General features: G+C 71.3%; 17 protein-coding genes. 5 read left to right on the top strand and 12 right to left on the bottom strand.

Features of this window, described 5'->3' with window-relative positions:
• The first annotated feature begins 26 nt into the window (after positions 1-26).
• The gene (locus tag QCN29_RS00060) at positions 27-881 is read left to right on the top strand and encodes a helix-turn-helix domain-containing protein (protein WP_279925342.1); all 855 of its coding nucleotides are present in this window, start codon (positions 27-29) and stop codon (positions 879-881) included.
• A 13-nt stretch (positions 882-894) separates the two neighbouring features.
• Positions 895-1,086 (top strand): DUF397 domain-containing protein, encoded by a 192-nt coding sequence (locus tag QCN29_RS00065; RefSeq protein WP_398859068.1) that lies wholly within the window; start codon positions 895-897, stop codon positions 1,084-1,086.
• A 12-nt stretch (positions 1,087-1,098) separates the two neighbouring features.
• Here QCN29_RS00065 and mnmA read toward each other — a convergent pair whose 3' ends face one another.
• Positions 1,099-2,229, bottom strand: a complete 1,131-nt coding sequence (mnmA, locus tag QCN29_RS00070; protein WP_279925345.1) for a tRNA 2-thiouridine(34) synthase MnmA — start codon at positions 2,227-2,229, stop codon at positions 1,099-1,101.
• 60 nt (positions 2,230-2,289) lie between these two features.
• Here mnmA and QCN29_RS00075 point away from each other — a divergent pair, with 60 nt between their 5' ends.
• Positions 2,290-2,970: an N-acetylmuramoyl-L-alanine amidase gene (locus QCN29_RS00075; RefSeq protein WP_279925346.1), complete on the top strand. Its 681-nt coding sequence runs from the start codon at positions 2,290-2,292 to the stop codon at positions 2,968-2,970.
• 47 nt (positions 2,971-3,017) lie between these two features.
• Here the strand turns inward: QCN29_RS00075 and QCN29_RS00080 are convergent, their stop codons facing one another.
• Positions 3,018-3,758 (bottom strand): NIPSNAP family protein, encoded by a 741-nt coding sequence (locus QCN29_RS00080; RefSeq protein ID WP_279925347.1) that lies wholly within the window; start codon positions 3,756-3,758, stop codon positions 3,018-3,020.
• 135 nt (positions 3,759-3,893) lie between these two features.
• Between QCN29_RS00080 and QCN29_RS00085 the strand changes: the two genes are divergently transcribed.
• On the top strand, positions 3,894-4,871 hold the full coding sequence (locus tag QCN29_RS00085) for a helix-turn-helix transcriptional regulator (protein WP_279925349.1): 978 nt from the start codon (positions 3,894-3,896) through the stop codon (positions 4,869-4,871).
• Positions 4,872-5,021: 150 nt separating this feature from the next.
• Here the strand turns inward: QCN29_RS00085 and QCN29_RS00090 are convergent, their stop codons facing one another.
• The 4 genes from QCN29_RS00090 to QCN29_RS00105 all read right to left on the bottom strand — a co-directional run bounded on the left by QCN29_RS00090 (position 5,022) and on the right by QCN29_RS00105 (position 8,410).
• Positions 5,022-6,467 (bottom strand): WGR domain-containing protein, encoded by a 1,446-nt coding sequence (locus QCN29_RS00090; RefSeq protein ID WP_279925350.1) that lies wholly within the window; start codon positions 6,465-6,467, stop codon positions 5,022-5,024.
• A gap of 178 nt (positions 6,468-6,645) precedes the next feature.
• On the bottom strand, positions 6,646-7,809 hold the full coding sequence (locus QCN29_RS00095; protein WP_279925351.1) for a cysteine desulfurase family protein: 1,164 nt from the start codon (positions 7,807-7,809) through the stop codon (positions 6,646-6,648).
• 122 nt (positions 7,810-7,931) lie between these two features.
• Positions 7,932-8,216, bottom strand: a complete 285-nt coding sequence (locus QCN29_RS00100) for a DUF4190 domain-containing protein (protein WP_279925643.1) — start codon at positions 8,214-8,216, stop codon at positions 7,932-7,934.
• A 26-nt stretch (positions 8,217-8,242) separates the two neighbouring features.
• Entirely contained in the window at positions 8,243-8,410 is a 168-nt protein-coding gene (locus QCN29_RS00105; protein ID WP_279925668.1) for a hypothetical protein, read from the bottom strand.
• A gap of 89 nt (positions 8,411-8,499) precedes the next feature.
• Between QCN29_RS00105 and QCN29_RS00110 the strand changes: the two genes are divergently transcribed.
• The gene (locus tag QCN29_RS00110) at positions 8,500-9,117 is read left to right on the top strand and encodes a TetR family transcriptional regulator (protein WP_279925353.1); all 618 of its coding nucleotides are present in this window, start codon (positions 8,500-8,502) and stop codon (positions 9,115-9,117) included.
• A gap of 301 nt (positions 9,118-9,418) precedes the next feature.
• Here QCN29_RS00110 and QCN29_RS00115 read toward each other — a convergent pair whose 3' ends face one another.
• The 6 genes from QCN29_RS00115 to QCN29_RS00140 form a co-directional block, all read right to left on the bottom strand.
• Entirely contained in the window at positions 9,419-10,258 is an 840-nt protein-coding gene (locus QCN29_RS00115) for a thioesterase family protein (RefSeq protein ID WP_279925354.1), read from the bottom strand.
• A gap of 89 nt (positions 10,259-10,347) precedes the next feature.
• Positions 10,348-11,007, bottom strand: coding sequence for a trimeric intracellular cation channel family protein (locus QCN29_RS00120; protein ID WP_279925355.1), 660 nt, complete (start codon positions 11,005-11,007; stop codon positions 10,348-10,350).
• 145 nt (positions 11,008-11,152) lie between these two features.
• Positions 11,153-12,169 (bottom strand): ABC transporter ATP-binding protein, encoded by a 1,017-nt coding sequence (locus QCN29_RS00125; RefSeq protein WP_240137266.1) that lies wholly within the window; start codon positions 12,167-12,169, stop codon positions 11,153-11,155.
• Positions 12,166-13,251, bottom strand: coding sequence for an ABC transporter ATP-binding protein (locus QCN29_RS00130; RefSeq protein WP_279925357.1), 1,086 nt, complete (start codon positions 13,249-13,251; stop codon positions 12,166-12,168). Before QCN29_RS00130 ends, QCN29_RS00125 begins: the two co-directional genes overlap by 4 nt.
• A gap of 6 nt (positions 13,252-13,257) precedes the next feature.
• Entirely contained in the window at positions 13,258-14,169 is a 912-nt protein-coding gene (locus QCN29_RS00135) for an ABC transporter permease (RefSeq protein WP_279925645.1), read from the bottom strand.
• Positions 14,170-14,212: 43 nt separating this feature from the next.
• Positions 14,213-15,217 carry an ABC transporter permease gene (locus tag QCN29_RS00140; RefSeq protein ID WP_279925358.1) on the bottom strand — a complete coding sequence of 335 codons (1,005 nt, stop codon included), beginning with the start codon at positions 15,215-15,217 and terminating at the stop codon, positions 14,213-14,215.
• Positions 15,218-15,302: the final 85 nt, after the last annotated feature.

Raw genomic sequence — 15,302 nt, forward strand, 5'->3', positions numbered from 1 at the left:
TGGCCGTTCGCTTCAGGAGAGGAACCATGGCACCACGGAGCGCACCCACCGGCCGTCAGCGCCGCCTTGCCACCGAGCTGCGCCGCATGCGCGAACACGCGGGCGTTTCCATTCAGGAAGCGGCCTCGATGCTCGGCGCGGATCGCACGATGATCTCCAACATCGAGGCCGGGCGGACCACCGTCAGCGATGAGCGGGTACGGCAACTCGCCAGCCACTACAAATGCCCGGACCAGGCTCTCGTCGACGCGCTCGCGGATATGGCCAACAGCCGCAGGGCCAGGAACTGGTGGAGCGAGTACCGGGGAAAGCTCCCCGAAGGGCATTTGGACATCTCCGAGCTGGAGCACTACGCGACCGCCATCCGAACCGCACAGACGGTGCATGTGCCGGGGCTGCTGCAGACCGAGGACCATGCCAGGTCTCTCTTCGAACTGACCGTGCCGAAGCCGTCCCGCCTCAACGTCGAGCTCCGCGTCGCGCACCGCATGGAGCGCCAAACCGTGCTGCAGGGACCGAACCCGACGACGTACATCGGCATCGTCCACGAAACCGCGTTGCGCCTGGAGTTCGGCGGGAGGGATGTCGCACGACGTCAGTTGAAGCAGCTTGAGGAAGCGTCGGACTGGCCCAACGTCACGTTGCGCGTGATCCCGTTCAGCGCCGGCGGGTTCCCTGGTGCGGATCAATCGGTGCTGTACGTCGCCGGGCCGGTACGGGTACTGGACACCGTCCAGTTGGACACTGCGCTGGGCGCGGAGTTCGTGGATGCACCGACGCCCCTGGCGAACTACCGTTCGCTATTGGACCGGATGGAGCAGTACGCGCTCCCGGCCAAGGAGTCGCAGGAGCTCATCCGGTCCATCAGAAGCGAACTCTGAAGGGGCGAGAGTGTTGACCTCACTTGACTGGAAGCGCTCGTCGTACAGCGGGGGCGGTGGCAATAACTGCGTGGAGATAGCCGTCCCCGACGGTCGGACCGTCGCAATTCGGGACAGCGTCCGCCCGACGCCGGTCATCACCGTCCAGCGCGCCGCGCTGGAGCATCTCCTCGCCGGGGTGCGGGCCGGGGTCCTCGGGGGCTGACCGTCCCCGGGGTCAGACCGCCGCGGCCGTGCGCCGTGCCGTCGTCGCGATCGTCGCCGAGCCGACCACGCGGGTGCCGTCGTACAGCACGATCGCCTGACCGGGGGCCACGCCGCGGACCGGCTCGGCGAAGGTGACGTGCAGTTCGTCGCCGGCCGGCTCCGCCGTGACCTGCGTCTCGCCCCCGTGGGCGCGGAGCTGCGCGGTGTACGTGCCCGGACCCGAGGGGGCCGTGCCGCACCAGCGGGGCTTGACGGCGGTGAGGGCGGTGACGTCGAGGGCGTCCGCGGGGCCCACGGTGACCGTGTTGTCGACCGGCGAGATGTCCAGGACGTACCGCGGCTTGCCGTCCGGCGCGGGGTGACCGATGCGGAGGCCCTTGCGCTGGCCGATGGTGAAGCCGTACGCGCCCTCGTGGGTGCCGAGCTTTGCGCCGGACTCGTCGACGATGTCGCCCTCCGCCTTGCCCAGACGGGAGGTGAGGAAGCCCTGGGTGTCCCCGTCGGCGATAAAGCAGATGTCGTGGCTGTCCGGCTTCTTCGCGACCGCCAGGCCCCGGCGCTCGGCCTCCGCGCGGATCTCGTCCTTGGTGGTGAGGGTGTCGCCCAGCGGGAACATCGCATGGGCGAGCTGCTTCTCGTCCAGCACGCCGAGGACGTACGACTGGTCCTTGGCCATGTCGCTGGCGCGGTGCAGCTCGCGCGCGCCGTCCTCGCGGGTGACGACCGTCGCGTAGTGACCGGTGCAGACCGCGTCGAAGCCGAGGGCGAGGGCCTTGTCGAGCAGCGCGGCGAACTTGATCTTCTCGTTGCAGCGGAGGCAGGGGTTGGGGGTGCGCCCGGCCTCGTACTCGGCGATGAAGTCCTCGACGACGTCCTCGCGGAAGCGCTCGGCGAGATCCCAGACGTAGAAGGGGATGCCGATGACGTCGGCGGCCCGGCGGGCGTCCCGGGAGTCCTCGATGGTGCAGCAGCCGCGGGCGCCCGTCCGGAAGGACTGGGGGTTCGCGGAGAGCGCCAGATGCACCCCGGTGACGTCATGCCCGGCTTCGGCGGCACGGGCGGCGGCGACGGCGGAGTCCACTCCTCCGGACATGGCGGCGAGGACCCGGAGCGGGCGGGAGCGCGGGGAAGTCTCAGTCATAGCCCCACCAGGGTACGGGCAGGGGGAACCGAAAGCTTGCGCGTATGCGTTGTGGATCGCATGGGGAGTGATGACAAGCAGCGGCACAAGCGTCATATCGGGAGACGGGCCGTGCTGCTGGGAGGCGGCGCGGCCGTCGTCGGCGGGGGCGTCTGGGCGCAGGACGAGATCCGGCGCATATGGCGCGGCATGCCCTGGGCGCGCAAGCCCCGCAAGGAGGGTGAGCTGGATCATGCGGGCGCGGAGTGGATCGCGGCGAATCCGGCGAACTGGCGGCTGGCCGACCGCCCCGACGACTACCGGATCGACCGGGTGGTCGTCCATGTCGTCCAGGGCAGCTATCCGACGGCGCTGAAGGTCTTCAAGGACCCCTGGCACGGCGCGGCGACCCACTACGTCGTCCGCAAGGACGGACACGTGGCGCAGATGATCCGCGAGCTGGACGTGGCGTTCCACGCCGGCAACCGCGAGTACAACGAACGCAGCGTCGGGATCGAGCACGAGGGGTTCGTGGACCGGCCGGAGGACTTCACGGACGCGATGTACGAGGCGTCGGCGAAGCTGACGGCGGGAATCTGCGCCCGGTACGGCCTGCCGGTCGACCGGAAGCACATCATCGGGCATGTCGAGGTCCCGGGGACGGATCACACGGACCCCGGGCCGCACTGGGACTGGGACCGCTATATGCAGCTGGTGCGGGAAGCGGCCGAGGCGGCGCAGGCCGAGCAGGCCGGGGCCTGAGAGCGGAGGACGGCGCGGCCTGTCCGGGGTCAGCGGCCTGTCCGGGGTCAGCGGAGGAGTGAGCGGGCCGTGGGCGCGAGCCGGAGCATCTGCGGGGCCGCCCGCTGCTCCCGCTGGATGCCGGGCAGGATCGCGTCCCGGGCCGTGGGGTGGGCGCGCACTGCGTCGGCATGCCGCCGCGCCGCGTCCTGGTCCGGGTGGGAGGCGACGACCACGGCCACGTTCTCTCCGGCGCGGACGGGCAGCCTGGGGAAGGTGTTGGGCGCGGCCTCGGTGGTGAGGGCGGCGAGCGGTGCGGGGCCGGTCTCCCGCAGGACGGGGAGCAGACCGTCCCGGACCAGTGCGACGCCGTCGTGCTGTCCGGGAGGGAAGGACCACACCGTGACGGACACCAAGCGGTCCGGCGCACCGGATCCGACGGGTGGCCGTTCGGACGGGGAGACGGCGAAGCCGCTCCCGGCCGACAGGGGCGTCAGCAGGAGTACGTCATCCGAGTCGATCATCGTGGCATTCGCCTGCGGGCCGTGTTCGGCCCAGACCGGGCCGCCGTAGAAGGCGGTCAGCGCGTGGCGGCGCGCCTCCATGTCCCGGAACCCCCGCAGCCAGACGAAGCGGTCAGGATCGTCGAGGTCCCGGAACTGGCCGAGCACGGTCATCCCGGTTTCTTCCTGGGTCTCCACGAACTGCCGGTCGAACAGTTCGATCAGTTCGTCGCGCCGGCCCGGACGCAGTGTGTACTGGCGCAGCTCGATCACAGCGGGGCGGGCGACGGGTGCGGCGGCGGTCACGGCGAGGCTCCTGTCGGGTTCGGTTCTTGTCCTGCGGATGCGGGTTCCCGGCTGGTACGGCCGGAGCCGGGCGCAGATCGAAGGTACGAAGGCCGTGTGCCACGTGCTGTCAGGGTTTCCGTGGAGAATGCGTCCATGTCTGCCGGTCGACTGCTGTCGGTGCTGCTGTTGCTGCAGTCCCGCGGCCGCATGCCCGCGCGGGGGATCGCCGACGAGCTGGGGGTGTCCGTACGGACCGCCTACCGTGACCTGACGAGGCTGCAGGCCGCCGGGATCCCGGTCTATGCGGAGCCGGGCCGCGGGGGCGGCTATCAGCTGCTCGACGGCTACCGCACCCGCCTCACCGGAATGAGCGAGAGCGAGGCGAGGGCGCTGTTCTTCGCCGGGCTGCCCGGTCCGGCCGCGGACTTGGGGCTGGCGGCGGAGGTGACGTCCGCACGGCTGAAGCTGCTGGCGGCGCTTCCCGCCGGGGTGCGCGAGGAGGCCGCGCGGACCGCGGCGGTCTTCCATGTGGATGCTCCCGGCTGGTACCGGGAGCCCGAACGGACGCCGTATCTGCCGCTGTTCGTCGATGCGGTGCTCGCCCGGCGGGCGGTGGACGTGCGGTACCGCCGTTGGCGCGCGCCGCAGGAGGTCGAGCGCCGCCTTCGGCCCTACGGGCTGGTGCTCAAGTCGGGCGTCTGGTATCTGGTGGCCGCCGCGGAGAGCCGTGTCGGAACCTACCGGGTCGCTCGTGTCCTGGACGCGGAACCGAGCGACGAGCGGTTCGACAGGCCGCAGGACTTCGACCTGGGCGCGTACTGGAGCGCCTACCTCGACGGCTTCGAGACACGGCGGTACACCGGCGCCGCCACCGTCCGGCTGTCTCCCCGGGGACGCGGACGGCTGCCCGACAACGTCCCCCCGGAGGTCGTACGGGCCGTCGAGGCCACCGCGAGGGCAGTGGGCGACGACGGATGGGTGGAGGCGGTCATCCCGACCGAGAGCACCGAGCACGCGTGCGGTGAGCTGCTGCGGCTCGGCGTCGACGTGGAGGTCGTCGCGCCGCCCGAACTGCGGCAGGCGATGGCCGCCGCGGTGCGCGCACTCGTCGGCGTGTACGGCAACCCCTGAAGCGCCGGCTCGCAGTCGCCCGGACTGCGCCCCGGGGCACCCCCGGGCAGCGGACCAGCGAGGCGGGGCCGCGAACCGCGGGGGACCCGGAGGCGCCGCTGAAACCCGGGCCCGCTGGGCGAGCGGCGCCCCGGCCTCGACGGTCCTCGGTCAGAGCAGCCGCCGGATGTCGCCGCGGACGCGGTAGAAGCCGCCGGCGGCAGCGTGCAGGGCGTCGACCACATAGCGCGCGCCGGGCTCCCGTATGGCGCGGGGGAACTGGACGTTCCAGGAGGGCTCGTAGCCCTCGGACACCACGTGGACGCGCATCCGGCCGCCGTCCTGTACGCACTCGACGACGGCTCCGGCGGGGGCGTCGGCGACGGCGGTCACCGCCGCCGCGGCAGTGACGGGCGCGTAGGCCGGCAGGGCGGCGGCGAGCTTGACGTCCCGCGCCTGCGGGACCGTGCCCTGCTGTGCCGCGGCGACGGCCGTCTCGCTCGCGTCCACGCAGACCAGGGAGCCGTCCGTGGTCACCAGGTACAGCCGCTCGTCGCGGTACTGCATCGACAGCGCCGAGCCGCCGCCGGTGCCGAGCTTCCACAGGCGCGTGCCGTCCCGGTCGAAGCAGTAGACGGACGACGCGGCGTCGCCGGCGAAGACGTACCGGCCGCCGGGCGAGGCGGCGCACGAGTACACCGCGCTGTCGCAGGCGTAGGTGGCCTCGATCGCGCCGGTCGCCTTCGACAGCCGCTGGACCACGCGGTGCGCGGTTCCCGCGTACACGGCGTCGTCCTCCTGCCAGCCGAACAGCACGCCGCCCTTCGTGGGCGTGTGCCACAGTTCGCCGCCTCCGTCGGGGGCGTAGGCGGTGACGCCACGGTGGTGGCCGTGGTAGACGGCCCGGTCGTCGGCGCGGACCATCCAGGCGTGCTCGCCCTGGCTGCGGCGGGCCCACTGGTGCTCGTCCTCGTGGTCGATGACGGTCAGCCGGCCGTCGCGGTCCGAGACGTCCAGGATGCCCTCGTGGATGTCCAGCCAGAAGATGTCGACGTCCGCCGCGATGTCGTACGCCGCGAACGGCAGCTTCGAGGACAGGTCGTAGACCTTGCCGTCGTCACAGCCCGCATAGATCCAGAAGTCGTCGGCGACCAGGCACTTCACACCGTCCGGCAGGCTGAAGCGGGCCAGGACCCCGCCGTCGTGGTCCAGGGTGTACACATCGCCCGCCTGGTTGCCGACCCAGCAGCGCTCGCCGTCGACATGGATGCCGAACGCCGAGGAGCCGGTGCGGAACCGCCACAGCACGGGCGCCACGGCGCGCGCGGTGGACGGAGCCGACGTCACCTGACGCCGGGTCACCGCACGCGGCGCGCGCTGCCCCGGGACGGCGGGGGCGTATCCCCTGCGGACCTTCTCCCCGACCTTCTTCGCGGCGGCGGCCCGCGCCTTCTCCGCGGTGGGGAAGGTCGTCGTCTGCGTCTGGCCGGCCGCGCCGATGCGCCCGTACCGCACCGTCACCACCAGGCCGTCGACGGCCACTTCATAGAACTTGTGCGCGCCGCCGCCCTCCTGCGACAGCTCCAGATACGTCGTCGAGACCGCGGATCCGGTCATGGCACACCCCTCCCCGAGACGGACCCGCTGCCTTTCTGCAGGTCCCACTGCTCAAACCGTAGAAGGGACCACTGACAATCAGCCGACGGCCGATCACCGGGCGACGCGGGGCGGTCCGGGCGCGTCAGGTGAGGCCGGCGGTCCGGGCGCGTCAGGTGAGGCCGGCCGTCCGGGCGCGTCAGGTGAGGCCGGCCGTCCGGGCGCGTTCCACCGCCGGGCCGATGGCCTCCGCGAGGGCGTCCACGTCCGCCTTGGTGGAGGTGTGGCCGAGGCTGAAGCGGAGGGTGCCGCGGGCCAGGTCAGGGTCGCTGCCGGCGGCCAGCAGCACATGACTGGGCTGGGCGACGCCCGCCGTGCAGGCCGATCCCGTGGAGCACTGGATGCCCTGGGCGTCGAGGAGGAGCAGCAGGGAGTCGCCCTCACAGCCCGGGAACGAGAAGTGCGCGTTGGCGGGGAGCCGGTCGCCGGGGTCGCCGCCGAGGATCGCGTCCGGGACGGCGGTGCGTACGGCGTCGATCAGGGCGTCGCGCAGCGCGCCGACCTCGCGGGCGAACCGCTCGCGGCGCTCGGCGGCGAGGCGGGCGGCCACGGCGAAGGCTGCGATGGCGGGCGTGTCGAGGGTTCCGGAGCGGACATGGCGTTCCTGGCCGCCGCCGTGCAGGACGGGGACGGGGCTGTGTTCGCGGCCGAGCAGCAGCGCGCCGATGCCGTACGGGCCGCCGATCTTATGGCCGGAGACCGTCATCGCGGCGAGGCCGGAGCGCTCGAAGGAGATGTCGAGCTGGCCGACGGCCTGGACGGCGTCGGAGTGCAGCGGAATGCCGAATTCCTGTGCCACGGCGGAGAGTTCGGCGATGGGGAGGACCGTTCCGATCTCGTTGTTCGCCCACATGACGGTGGCGAGCGCGACATCGTCGGGGTTGCGCTCGACGGCCTCCCGCAGGGCCTTGGGGTGCACCCGCCCGTATCGGTCGACCGGCAGGTACTCGACGTTCGCGCCCTCGTGCTCGGCGAGCCACTCGACCGCGTCGAGGACGGCGTGGTGCTCGACGGGGCTGGCCAGGACCCGCGTCCTCGCCGGGTCGGCGTCGCGCCGCGCCCAGTACAGCCCCTTGACGGCGAGATTGTCGGCCTCTGTGCCGCCGGCGGTGAAGACCACTTCGCTGGGCCGCGCGCCCAGCGCTTCGGCGAGCGTCTCGCGCGCCTCCTCGACGGCGCGGCGGGCGCGGCGGCCCGCGGCGTGCAGGGCGGAGGCGTTGCCGGTGACGGCCAGCTGGGCGGTCAGCGCCTCAATGGCCTCCGGCAGCATCGGAGTGGTCGCGGCGTGGTCGAGGTAAGCCATGGTGGCCTCGATTCTACGAGGCGGGGCGGGGGCGCGGACGCGGCGCAGGGGCGCACAGTCCCCCTCGTACGCCCCTGCCCACGGTCGCGCCCTACCGGCGCGGCGACTGCCGGTTCGGCCCGTCAGCCGCCGAACGTCCAGATCACCGTCCCGTTGACCGTGATCAGCACGGTGAGCACCACGAGGTCGGCGATGCCCAGGGCCAGGCCGAGAAGGGCCCGCCCGCGGCGCGCGGTCCCCCGGCGGAGGGCTGTCGCGGCCAGACCGATGGCGATCGGGCCGAGCAGGATGTTCATCACGAGCAGGCCGACAAGGCCGAGGACGAAGGCGGCCACGGCCATGCCGTCGGCGGCGGGCGCCGCGCTCCGGGTACGGCCTCGGGTCGCCGGGTCCGCGGCGAGCTGCATGGAGACGGGCGCGGGCATGGGCGGGCTCAGCTCCTTCCGAAGCGGGTGGAGCGGCGCTCGCGCACCGCGAAGACGATCAGCCATACGCCGATGACGGCGGCGGCGGGGATGCTTGCTGCTGCGGGGAGCTGGACCACGGCGCCCAGCATGATCCCCAGGAGGAGGAGCGCTGCGACGAGGGCGATCATCGTCATCCTTTCGGTGAACACCTGTGAGTACGACTGTTCACTGACTTGTCAGTCTACTCTTCCCGTATCCAGCGAACGGTTGTTTACTGAATGTCATGAGTCACACCCTCGGCATCCGTCAGGCCCAGAAGCAGAAGACCCGTCAGGCCCTCATGGACGCAGCGCTCCGGCTCCTCGAGGACCAGAGCCTGAGCAGCCTCGGACTGCGCGAGGTGACACGTGCCGCCGGTGTCGCGCCGACCGCGTTCTACCGGCACTTCCGGGACACGGCGGATCTCGGGGTCGCGCTGGTCGAGGAGACGCTCGGCAGCCTGCACGCCACGATCGGCGAGGCGCTCGGGGACTCCCGCGACGAGCGGCGGATCGACCGTACGGTGGCGCTCATCGCGGCCCTCGTACGCGACTCCCCCGCGCACGTCCGCTTCGTCGCGCGCGAGCGGCACGGAGGCGTGCAGCCGGTGCGGGAGGCGATAGGGGCGCAACTGCGGCTGTTCGCCGCGGAGGTGGCGGCGGCGTTCGCACGGGAGCCGGAGTCGGCGGGGTGGAAAGAGAAAGATCTGCTGATGCTCGCCGGCGTCTACGTCGACCACATGGTGATGACGGCGAGCGCCCTGCTGGAGGCGGGCCCGGAGGAGGCGGAGCGGATCGGCTCACTGGCGCGGCGGCAGCTGAGGCTGGTGAGCCTGGGCAGAAAGCACTGGCTGGACGGCTGAGGCCGATCGCCCGCCCCGGAAGCCCTGTTTCAGCTGTCGCCACTTCGGCAACAGGGTCCGTCCGACGGGACGTCGACCGTCTGGTGCGATCTCAACGCCGCCGCCATCCGGGCCGGAGGCGCCCCGACCCGACGAGGGGCACGCCGACCTGACGAGGGGTGCCCTGGCCCGGCGAGCAGCGCCCCGCCCCGGCCCGGCGAGCGGCGGCCCAGCGGCCGCGGCTCGGCGCTGCCGCACGGGCTCCGCAGCACAGAGGAGGGGGCCGTCCCAGCAGGGACGGCCCCCATCCCTCGCTGTCAGGTCAGCCGCGCGGGGCCATGGCGAGCTGGCGCGACTGGGCGACCAGGCGGTCCGCCGAGTCCCATACGTCCGCGTCCTCCTCCAGGAAGCCGCCCGCGAGATTGCGGGTCGTGATCGAGACCCGGAGCGGCCCGGGCGCCGGGCGGCAGCGGATGTGCACGGTGAGTTCCACGGTGGGCGTCCAGCCCTCCAGACCGAGCTCGAAGGCGGTCGGCGGCAGCGCGTCCACGGCGAGCAGAAGCGAGAGCGGGTCCGGGTCCCGGCCGTCGGCGAGCCCGAACCAGGCCCGCATCTCCCCCTTGCCGGACGGCGCGCCCAGCGCCCAGCCGAGGGTGGCCGGATCGAGCTTGATGTCCAGCCGGTCGGTGATCGCCGAGCTGCCGGGGATCGGCGCGGGTCCGTCGGACGGCCCGAAGCAGTGCTCGCGGGGCGGGATCGCCGGCGGCTTCGCGGAGGTGCGGACGTCGTCGGGGAGCCGGTCGAGATCGCCGTACGTCGCCAGCACGCGGATGCGCTCGACCTCGCCGCCGTCCTCGTCCCGCTGGAACAGCGACGCCTGGCCGGTGGACATCGTCCGCCCGGAGCGCACGGTCTGCGTCCGGATCACCGCCGGGCCTGGCTGGGAGGCCGTGAGGTAGTGCGCGGAGACGGCGAGCGGGTCGGGGTGCGGCAGCGCCTCGCCCAGCGCACGGCCGAGCAGCGCCAGCAGATAGCCGCCGTTGACGGCGCGGATGATGGTCCAGCCTGCGGAGAGTTCGGCGTCGTACACGCCCGGTTCGCGGAGGGCGACAGCCGTGTCGCGATCGAACTCGCTGTCCCCGATGGTTACTGCCTCTGCCATGCTTGCACCGTATAACAGGAAACTACTAAGCGGTAGCTTTTCTCTGCTCCCTTTTTCTCCCGCTTCTCCCGCTTCTCCTTCCGCTGCTTCTATTCTTCCTCCGCCGTCTCCGATCTGCGGTTCCAGGCCCGTGGGGCGCGCAGGTGGTAGCGGATCGCCAGCAGGCGTACGCCGAAGGCGGTTGCGGCGGCCAGCATGCTGGTCGCCGTGTTCAGGGCGTCGAGGCGGATGGCGAGCGCGACGATCGTCGCGCCGATGATCGCCGGGACCGCGTAGAGGTCGCGGTCCCAGCGCAGCAGTGAGGGGATCTCGTTGGCGAGGACGTCCCGGATGACTCCGCCGCCGACCGCGGTGGCCAGTCCGAGGGTGGCGGACGAGGTCAGGCCGAGGCCGTACTCGTACGCCTTGGTGGTGCCGGTGACGCAGAACAGCCCCAGCCCCGCCGCGTCGAAGACATAGACGCCGCGCTGGATGCGCTCGACCTGGGGGTGGAGGAAGAAGACCAGCACCGTGGCCACCAGCGGGGTCAGAAAGTACCCGAGGTCCGTGAAGGCGGCGGGCGGAACGGCGCCGATGATCAGATCCCGGAAGATTCCGCCGCCCAGGGCCGTGGCCTCGGCGAGGACCGCGATGCCGAACACGTCGAAGTTCTTGCGGACGGCCAGGAGGGCGCCGGAGATGGCGAAGACGAAGATTCCGGCGAGTTCGAGGGCGCGGAGGGTGGAGGGCGTGAACAGGTCGGGGAGCACTGGACCGTTTTACACCCGGGGGCTCCGCCCCAGGACGCCCGCTCCCCGAACGCCGGAGCGGCTGCGATTCAGCCGCTCCGGAGCTCGAGGCACGGCCGAAGGCCGTACGGGGTCCGGGGGCGGAGTTCCCGCTGCGACTCGTCGCCTACGACTCGTCGCCGCGCTGGACCGTGCCGTCCTCGATCTCCTTCGCGAAGTGGCAGGCCACCTTGTGGCCGTCCCCCAGGTCCGTGAGCCCGGGACGCTCCGTGGCGCATTTGCCGGGCTGGGCCCAGGGACAGCGGGTGTGGAAGCGGCAGCCCGCCGGGGGGTCGGCCGGTGAGGGGAGGTCGCCGCGGAGGAGGATGCGCTCGCGACGGTCCTCGATGTCCGGGTCCGGGACGGGGACCGCGGACATCAGGGCCTTGGTGTACGGGTGCCGGGGGGAGGCGTACAGGGCGTCGCTGGGCGCCTCCTCGACCAGCGAGCCCAGGTACATCACGCCGATCACGTCGGAGATATGGCGGACCACCGCGAGGTCGTGGGCGATGACCAGGTACGTCAGACCGAGCTGTTCCTGGAGCTCCTCCAGGAGGTTGATCACCTGCGCCTGGATCGAGACGTCGAGCGCCGAGACCGGCTCGTCGCAGATGATGACGTCCGGCTCCAGCACCAGCGCGCGGGCGATGCCGATGCGCTGGCGCTGGCCGCCGGAGAACTCGTGCGGATAGCGGGACAGGGCGTTGGCGGGGAGGCCGACGCGGGTGAGGATCGCCTTGATCTTCTCCCGGCGCTCCTCCTGGTTGGCGCCGATGCCGTGCGCCGCCATGCCCTCGGACAGGATCGACTCGATGTTCTGCCGCGGGTTGAGGCTGCCCAGCGGGTCCTGGAAGACCATCTGGAGGCGGCGGCGGAACCTCCGCATCTCCTCCTCGGGCAGCTTCGCGAGGTCCGTGCCGTCGAAGACGACCTCGCCGTCGGTGATGTCCACCAGCCGCAGCACGGCCCGGCCCAGCGTCGTCTTGCCGCAGCCCGACTCGCCGACCAGTCCGTATGTCTGGCCGGCCGAGACGCTCAGCGAGATGCCGTCGACCGCGTAGACATGGCCCACCGTGCGGTCGAAGAGCACGCCCTTCTTGACGGGGAAGTGGACCTTCACATCGTCCAGTTCGAGCAGGCTCATGCCGGGACCTCCTTCTCCGCGTCCTCCGCGCCGTCCGCGTCCTGCGCGCCGTCCGAGTCCTCGGCGCCGTCCGAGTCCTCGGCGCCGTCCGAGTCCTCAGCGCTGTTCTGCGGCAGGACCGGGTTCACGCAGCGCACCAGGTGCCCCTCGGTCCGCGGCGCGGTCAGTTCGGGGGTGCCCGTCAGGCACCCCATCGTGTAGTGGTCGCAGCGGGGCGCGAACGCGCAGCCGTCCGCCCAGGCGATCTTGTCGTTGATCGATCCGCGGATCGGGCTGAGGGGCTCCCCGCGCGGGGCGTCCAGCCGCGGGATCGAGCCCAGCAGACCGTGTGCGTACGGATGCGTGGGGTGGGCGAACAGCTCACGCCGGTCCGCGGACTCCACCGCCCGGCCCGCGTAGAGCACGTTCACCTGGTCGCACAGTCCGGCGACGACCCCCAGATCATGGGTGATCATCAGCAGGGCGGTGCCCTCCTCGTCGACCAGTTCCTTGAGGAGTTCCAGGATCTGGGCCTGGATGGTCACGTCGAGGGCCGTGGTCGGCTCGTCGGCGATCAGCAGCCGGGGGGCGCAGGCGACGGCCATGGCGATCAGCGCGCGCTGGCGCATGCCGCCGGAGAGCTGATGCGGATACTCCTTGAGCCGCCGCGTGGGGTCGGGGATGCCCACCCGGTCGAGCAGATGGGCGGCCTCCTTGCGGGCGGCCTCACCCTTCATGCCGCGGTGGCGCTGCAGGATCTCGGTGACCTGGACGCCGATGGGGACGACCGGGTTCAGCGAGGACAGCGGATCCTGGAAGATCATCGCGAGCTGGCTGCCGCGCATGTCCCGGATGCGCTTCGGGCTCAGGGCGAGCAGATCCTCGCCCTCGAAGTCCGCGCGGCCGCCGATGGCGACTCCCTTGCTCGGGAGCAGGCCCATCAGCGCCAGGGACGTCACGGACTTGCCGCAGCCCGACTCGCCGACCAGTCCCACGACCTGGCCCTGGTCGACGGTGAAGGAGACCCCGTCGACGGCGGTCGAGGGCGTGCGGCCACGTCCGCCGAAAGTGACGGTCAGTTCGTCAACGGTAAGCAGTGGCATGGGTTCTCAGCCTCGCAGCTTCGGGTCGAGGGCTTCTCGCATGGCCTCGCCGAGCAGGGTGAAGCCGAGGGCCGTGATGATGATCCCGACGGCCGGGTACACGGCCATCATCGGCGCGTTGTCGAAGAACCGCTGCGCCTGGGAGAGCATGACGCCCCACTCCGGGACGGCCGGGTCGGGGTTGCCGAGACCCAGATAGGACAGGGCCGCGGCCTCGATGATCGCCGTGGCGAGGCTGAGGGTCGCCTGGACGATGACCGGGCTGAGCGAGTTCGGCAGGATCTGGGTGAGGACGATCCGCTTCTTTCGCACACCCAGCGCCTTGGCCGCCAGCACATAGTCGGAGCCGCCCTGCGCGAGCATCGAACCGCGCAGCAGGCGGGCGAAGATGGGGATCTGGACGACACCGACTGCGATCATCACGGTGGTCAGCGACTGGCCCATCACGGCCGCTATCGAGACCGCGAGCAGCAGCGAAGGCAGCGACAGCATCATGTCGATGAAGCGCATGATGACGTTGTCGACGCGCTGCCCGGCCCTGCCGCCGAGCGTGGCCGACGCCCCGGAGGCCACTCCGATCAGCGCGCCGACGACCAGGCCGATGAGCATGGAGACCACGCCCACGAGCAGGGTCTGCCGGGCGCCGACGAGGAAGCGGGAGAACATGTCGCGGCCGAGGTGGTCCAGGCCGAACCAGTTCTCACCGCGGGCGCCGACGAACTCGCCCTGGTTGACGAAGACTTCGCCGCGCCAGATCTGCGCGGAGGGCGAGTGGGGGGCGACCCAGGGCCCGACGATCGCGACCACGACGAACACGCCGATGATCGCGGCGCCGATCACGGCCATCTTGCTGGCCTTCAGTCTGCGGAACGCCTCGCGCCACAGGCTCGCGCCGACGGTCGTCTCGTGCTGCTGCATCAGGGATGCGAGGCGGTCGATCTTCTCGGTCTTGGTGCTCACGTCAGTGCACCCGCACTCTCGGGTCAATGAGGCTGTACGCCAGGTCGACCAGCAGGTTGATGAGGACGTACACCATCGCGATGAACATGATGAAGCCGACGAGCACCGGGTAGTCACGGGCGTCGATGGCAGTGCGGATGAAGTTTCCGATGCCGTTGAAGGAGAAGACCGACTCGGTGAGGACGGCGCCGGACAGCAGGCTGCCGGTGAGCAGGCCGACGGCGGTGGTCACCGGCAGCATGGCGTTGCGCAGCACATGGCGGGCGCGGACGACGCGCTTCTCCAGGCCCTTGGACTCGGCGGTGCGTACATAGTCCTCGCCGAGCACCTCCAGCACGCTGGCGCGGGTCATCCGGACGATCACGGCCAGCGGGATGGAGGCGAGGGTGACGGCGGGCAGCACCAGGTGCATGATCGCGTCCCAGGAGGCGTCGAACTCGCCCGTGAGAATGCCGTCGAGGACGGCGAATCCGGTGACGCTGGTGGCGTCGATTCCGGTGGTGAGACGCCCGTAGGAGGGGAAGATGCCGAGGTTGACGGCGAAGATGCCCTTGAGGATCAGGGCGAGGAAGAACACCGGGATGCAGATGCCGACCAGTGAGCCGGACACCGCGGCCACATCGAGCCAGCCGCCGCGGCGCTTGGCGGCGAGGTAGCCGAGCGGGATGCCGACGGCGATGGCGATGGCCATCGCCATGAGGCTCAGTTCCACCGTGGCCGGAAAGCGCACGGCGAACTCGTCCCACACCGGCTGACCGGTCTGCACCGACGTCCCGAGGTCCAGTTCGAAGATGCGCTTGAGGAATCTGCCGTACTGGACGTAGACGGGCTGGTCGAGTCCCAGTGCCCGGTTGATACGTGCCACTTCGGCTTCGGTCGCCCGCTCGCCCAGGATCGCTGAGGCGGGTCCGCCGGGCAGCCGGTTCAGCCAGAGGAAGAGCAGAACCGACAGGCCGAGCAGGGTGGGAATGAGCTGTAGCAGTCTTCGTACGACGAGTCGCAGCACCCCGCATGCCCCTTTCTTACGTGCGTGACTACGTGCGTGAGATGCGGGTCCGCCCGGCCACGACGTGCTGTGGCCGGGCGGACCC

The sequence above is a fragment of the Streptomyces chengmaiensis genome (assembly GCF_029846775.1).
GTDB lineage: Bacteria > Actinomycetota > Actinomycetes > Streptomycetales > Streptomycetaceae > Streptomyces > Streptomyces chengmaiensis.

Bases quoted from the DNA above. Each gene is read 5' to 3' on its own strand.
- QCN29_RS00060 (WP_279925342.1), top strand. From the start codon at position 27: ATGGCACCACGGAGCGCACCCACCGGCCGTCAGCGCCGCCTTGCCACC.
- mnmA (WP_279925345.1), bottom strand. From the start codon at position 2,229: ATGACTGAGACTTCCCCGCGCTCCCGCCCGCTCCGGGTCCTCGCCGCC.
- QCN29_RS00075 (WP_279925346.1), top strand. From the start codon at position 2,290: ATGGGGAGTGATGACAAGCAGCGGCACAAGCGTCATATCGGGAGACGG.
- QCN29_RS00085 (WP_279925349.1), top strand. From the start codon at position 3,894: ATGTCTGCCGGTCGACTGCTGTCGGTGCTGCTGTTGCTGCAGTCCCGC.
- QCN29_RS00090 (WP_279925350.1), bottom strand. From the start codon at position 6,467: ATGACCGGATCCGCGGTCTCGACGACGTATCTGGAGCTGTCGCAGGAG.
- QCN29_RS00095 (WP_279925351.1), bottom strand. From the start codon at position 7,809: ATGGCTTACCTCGACCACGCCGCGACCACTCCGATGCTGCCGGAGGCC.
- QCN29_RS00100 (WP_279925643.1), bottom strand. From the start codon at position 8,216: ATGCAGCTCGCCGCGGACCCGGCGACCCGAGGCCGTACCCGGAGCGCG.
- QCN29_RS00105 (WP_279925668.1), bottom strand. From the start codon at position 8,410: ATGACGATGATCGCCCTCGTCGCAGCGCTCCTCCTCCTGGGGATCATG.
- QCN29_RS00110 (WP_279925353.1), top strand. From the start codon at position 8,500: ATGAGTCACACCCTCGGCATCCGTCAGGCCCAGAAGCAGAAGACCCGT.
- QCN29_RS00115 (WP_279925354.1), bottom strand. From the start codon at position 10,258: ATGGCAGAGGCAGTAACCATCGGGGACAGCGAGTTCGATCGCGACACG.
- QCN29_RS00125 (WP_240137266.1), bottom strand. From the start codon at position 12,169: ATGAGCCTGCTCGAACTGGACGATGTGAAGGTCCACTTCCCCGTCAAG.
- QCN29_RS00130 (WP_279925357.1), bottom strand. From the start codon at position 13,251: ATGCCACTGCTTACCGTTGACGAACTGACCGTCACTTTCGGCGGACGT.
- QCN29_RS00135 (WP_279925645.1), bottom strand. From the start codon at position 14,169: ATGCAGCAGCACGAGACGACCGTCGGCGCGAGCCTGTGGCGCGAGGCG.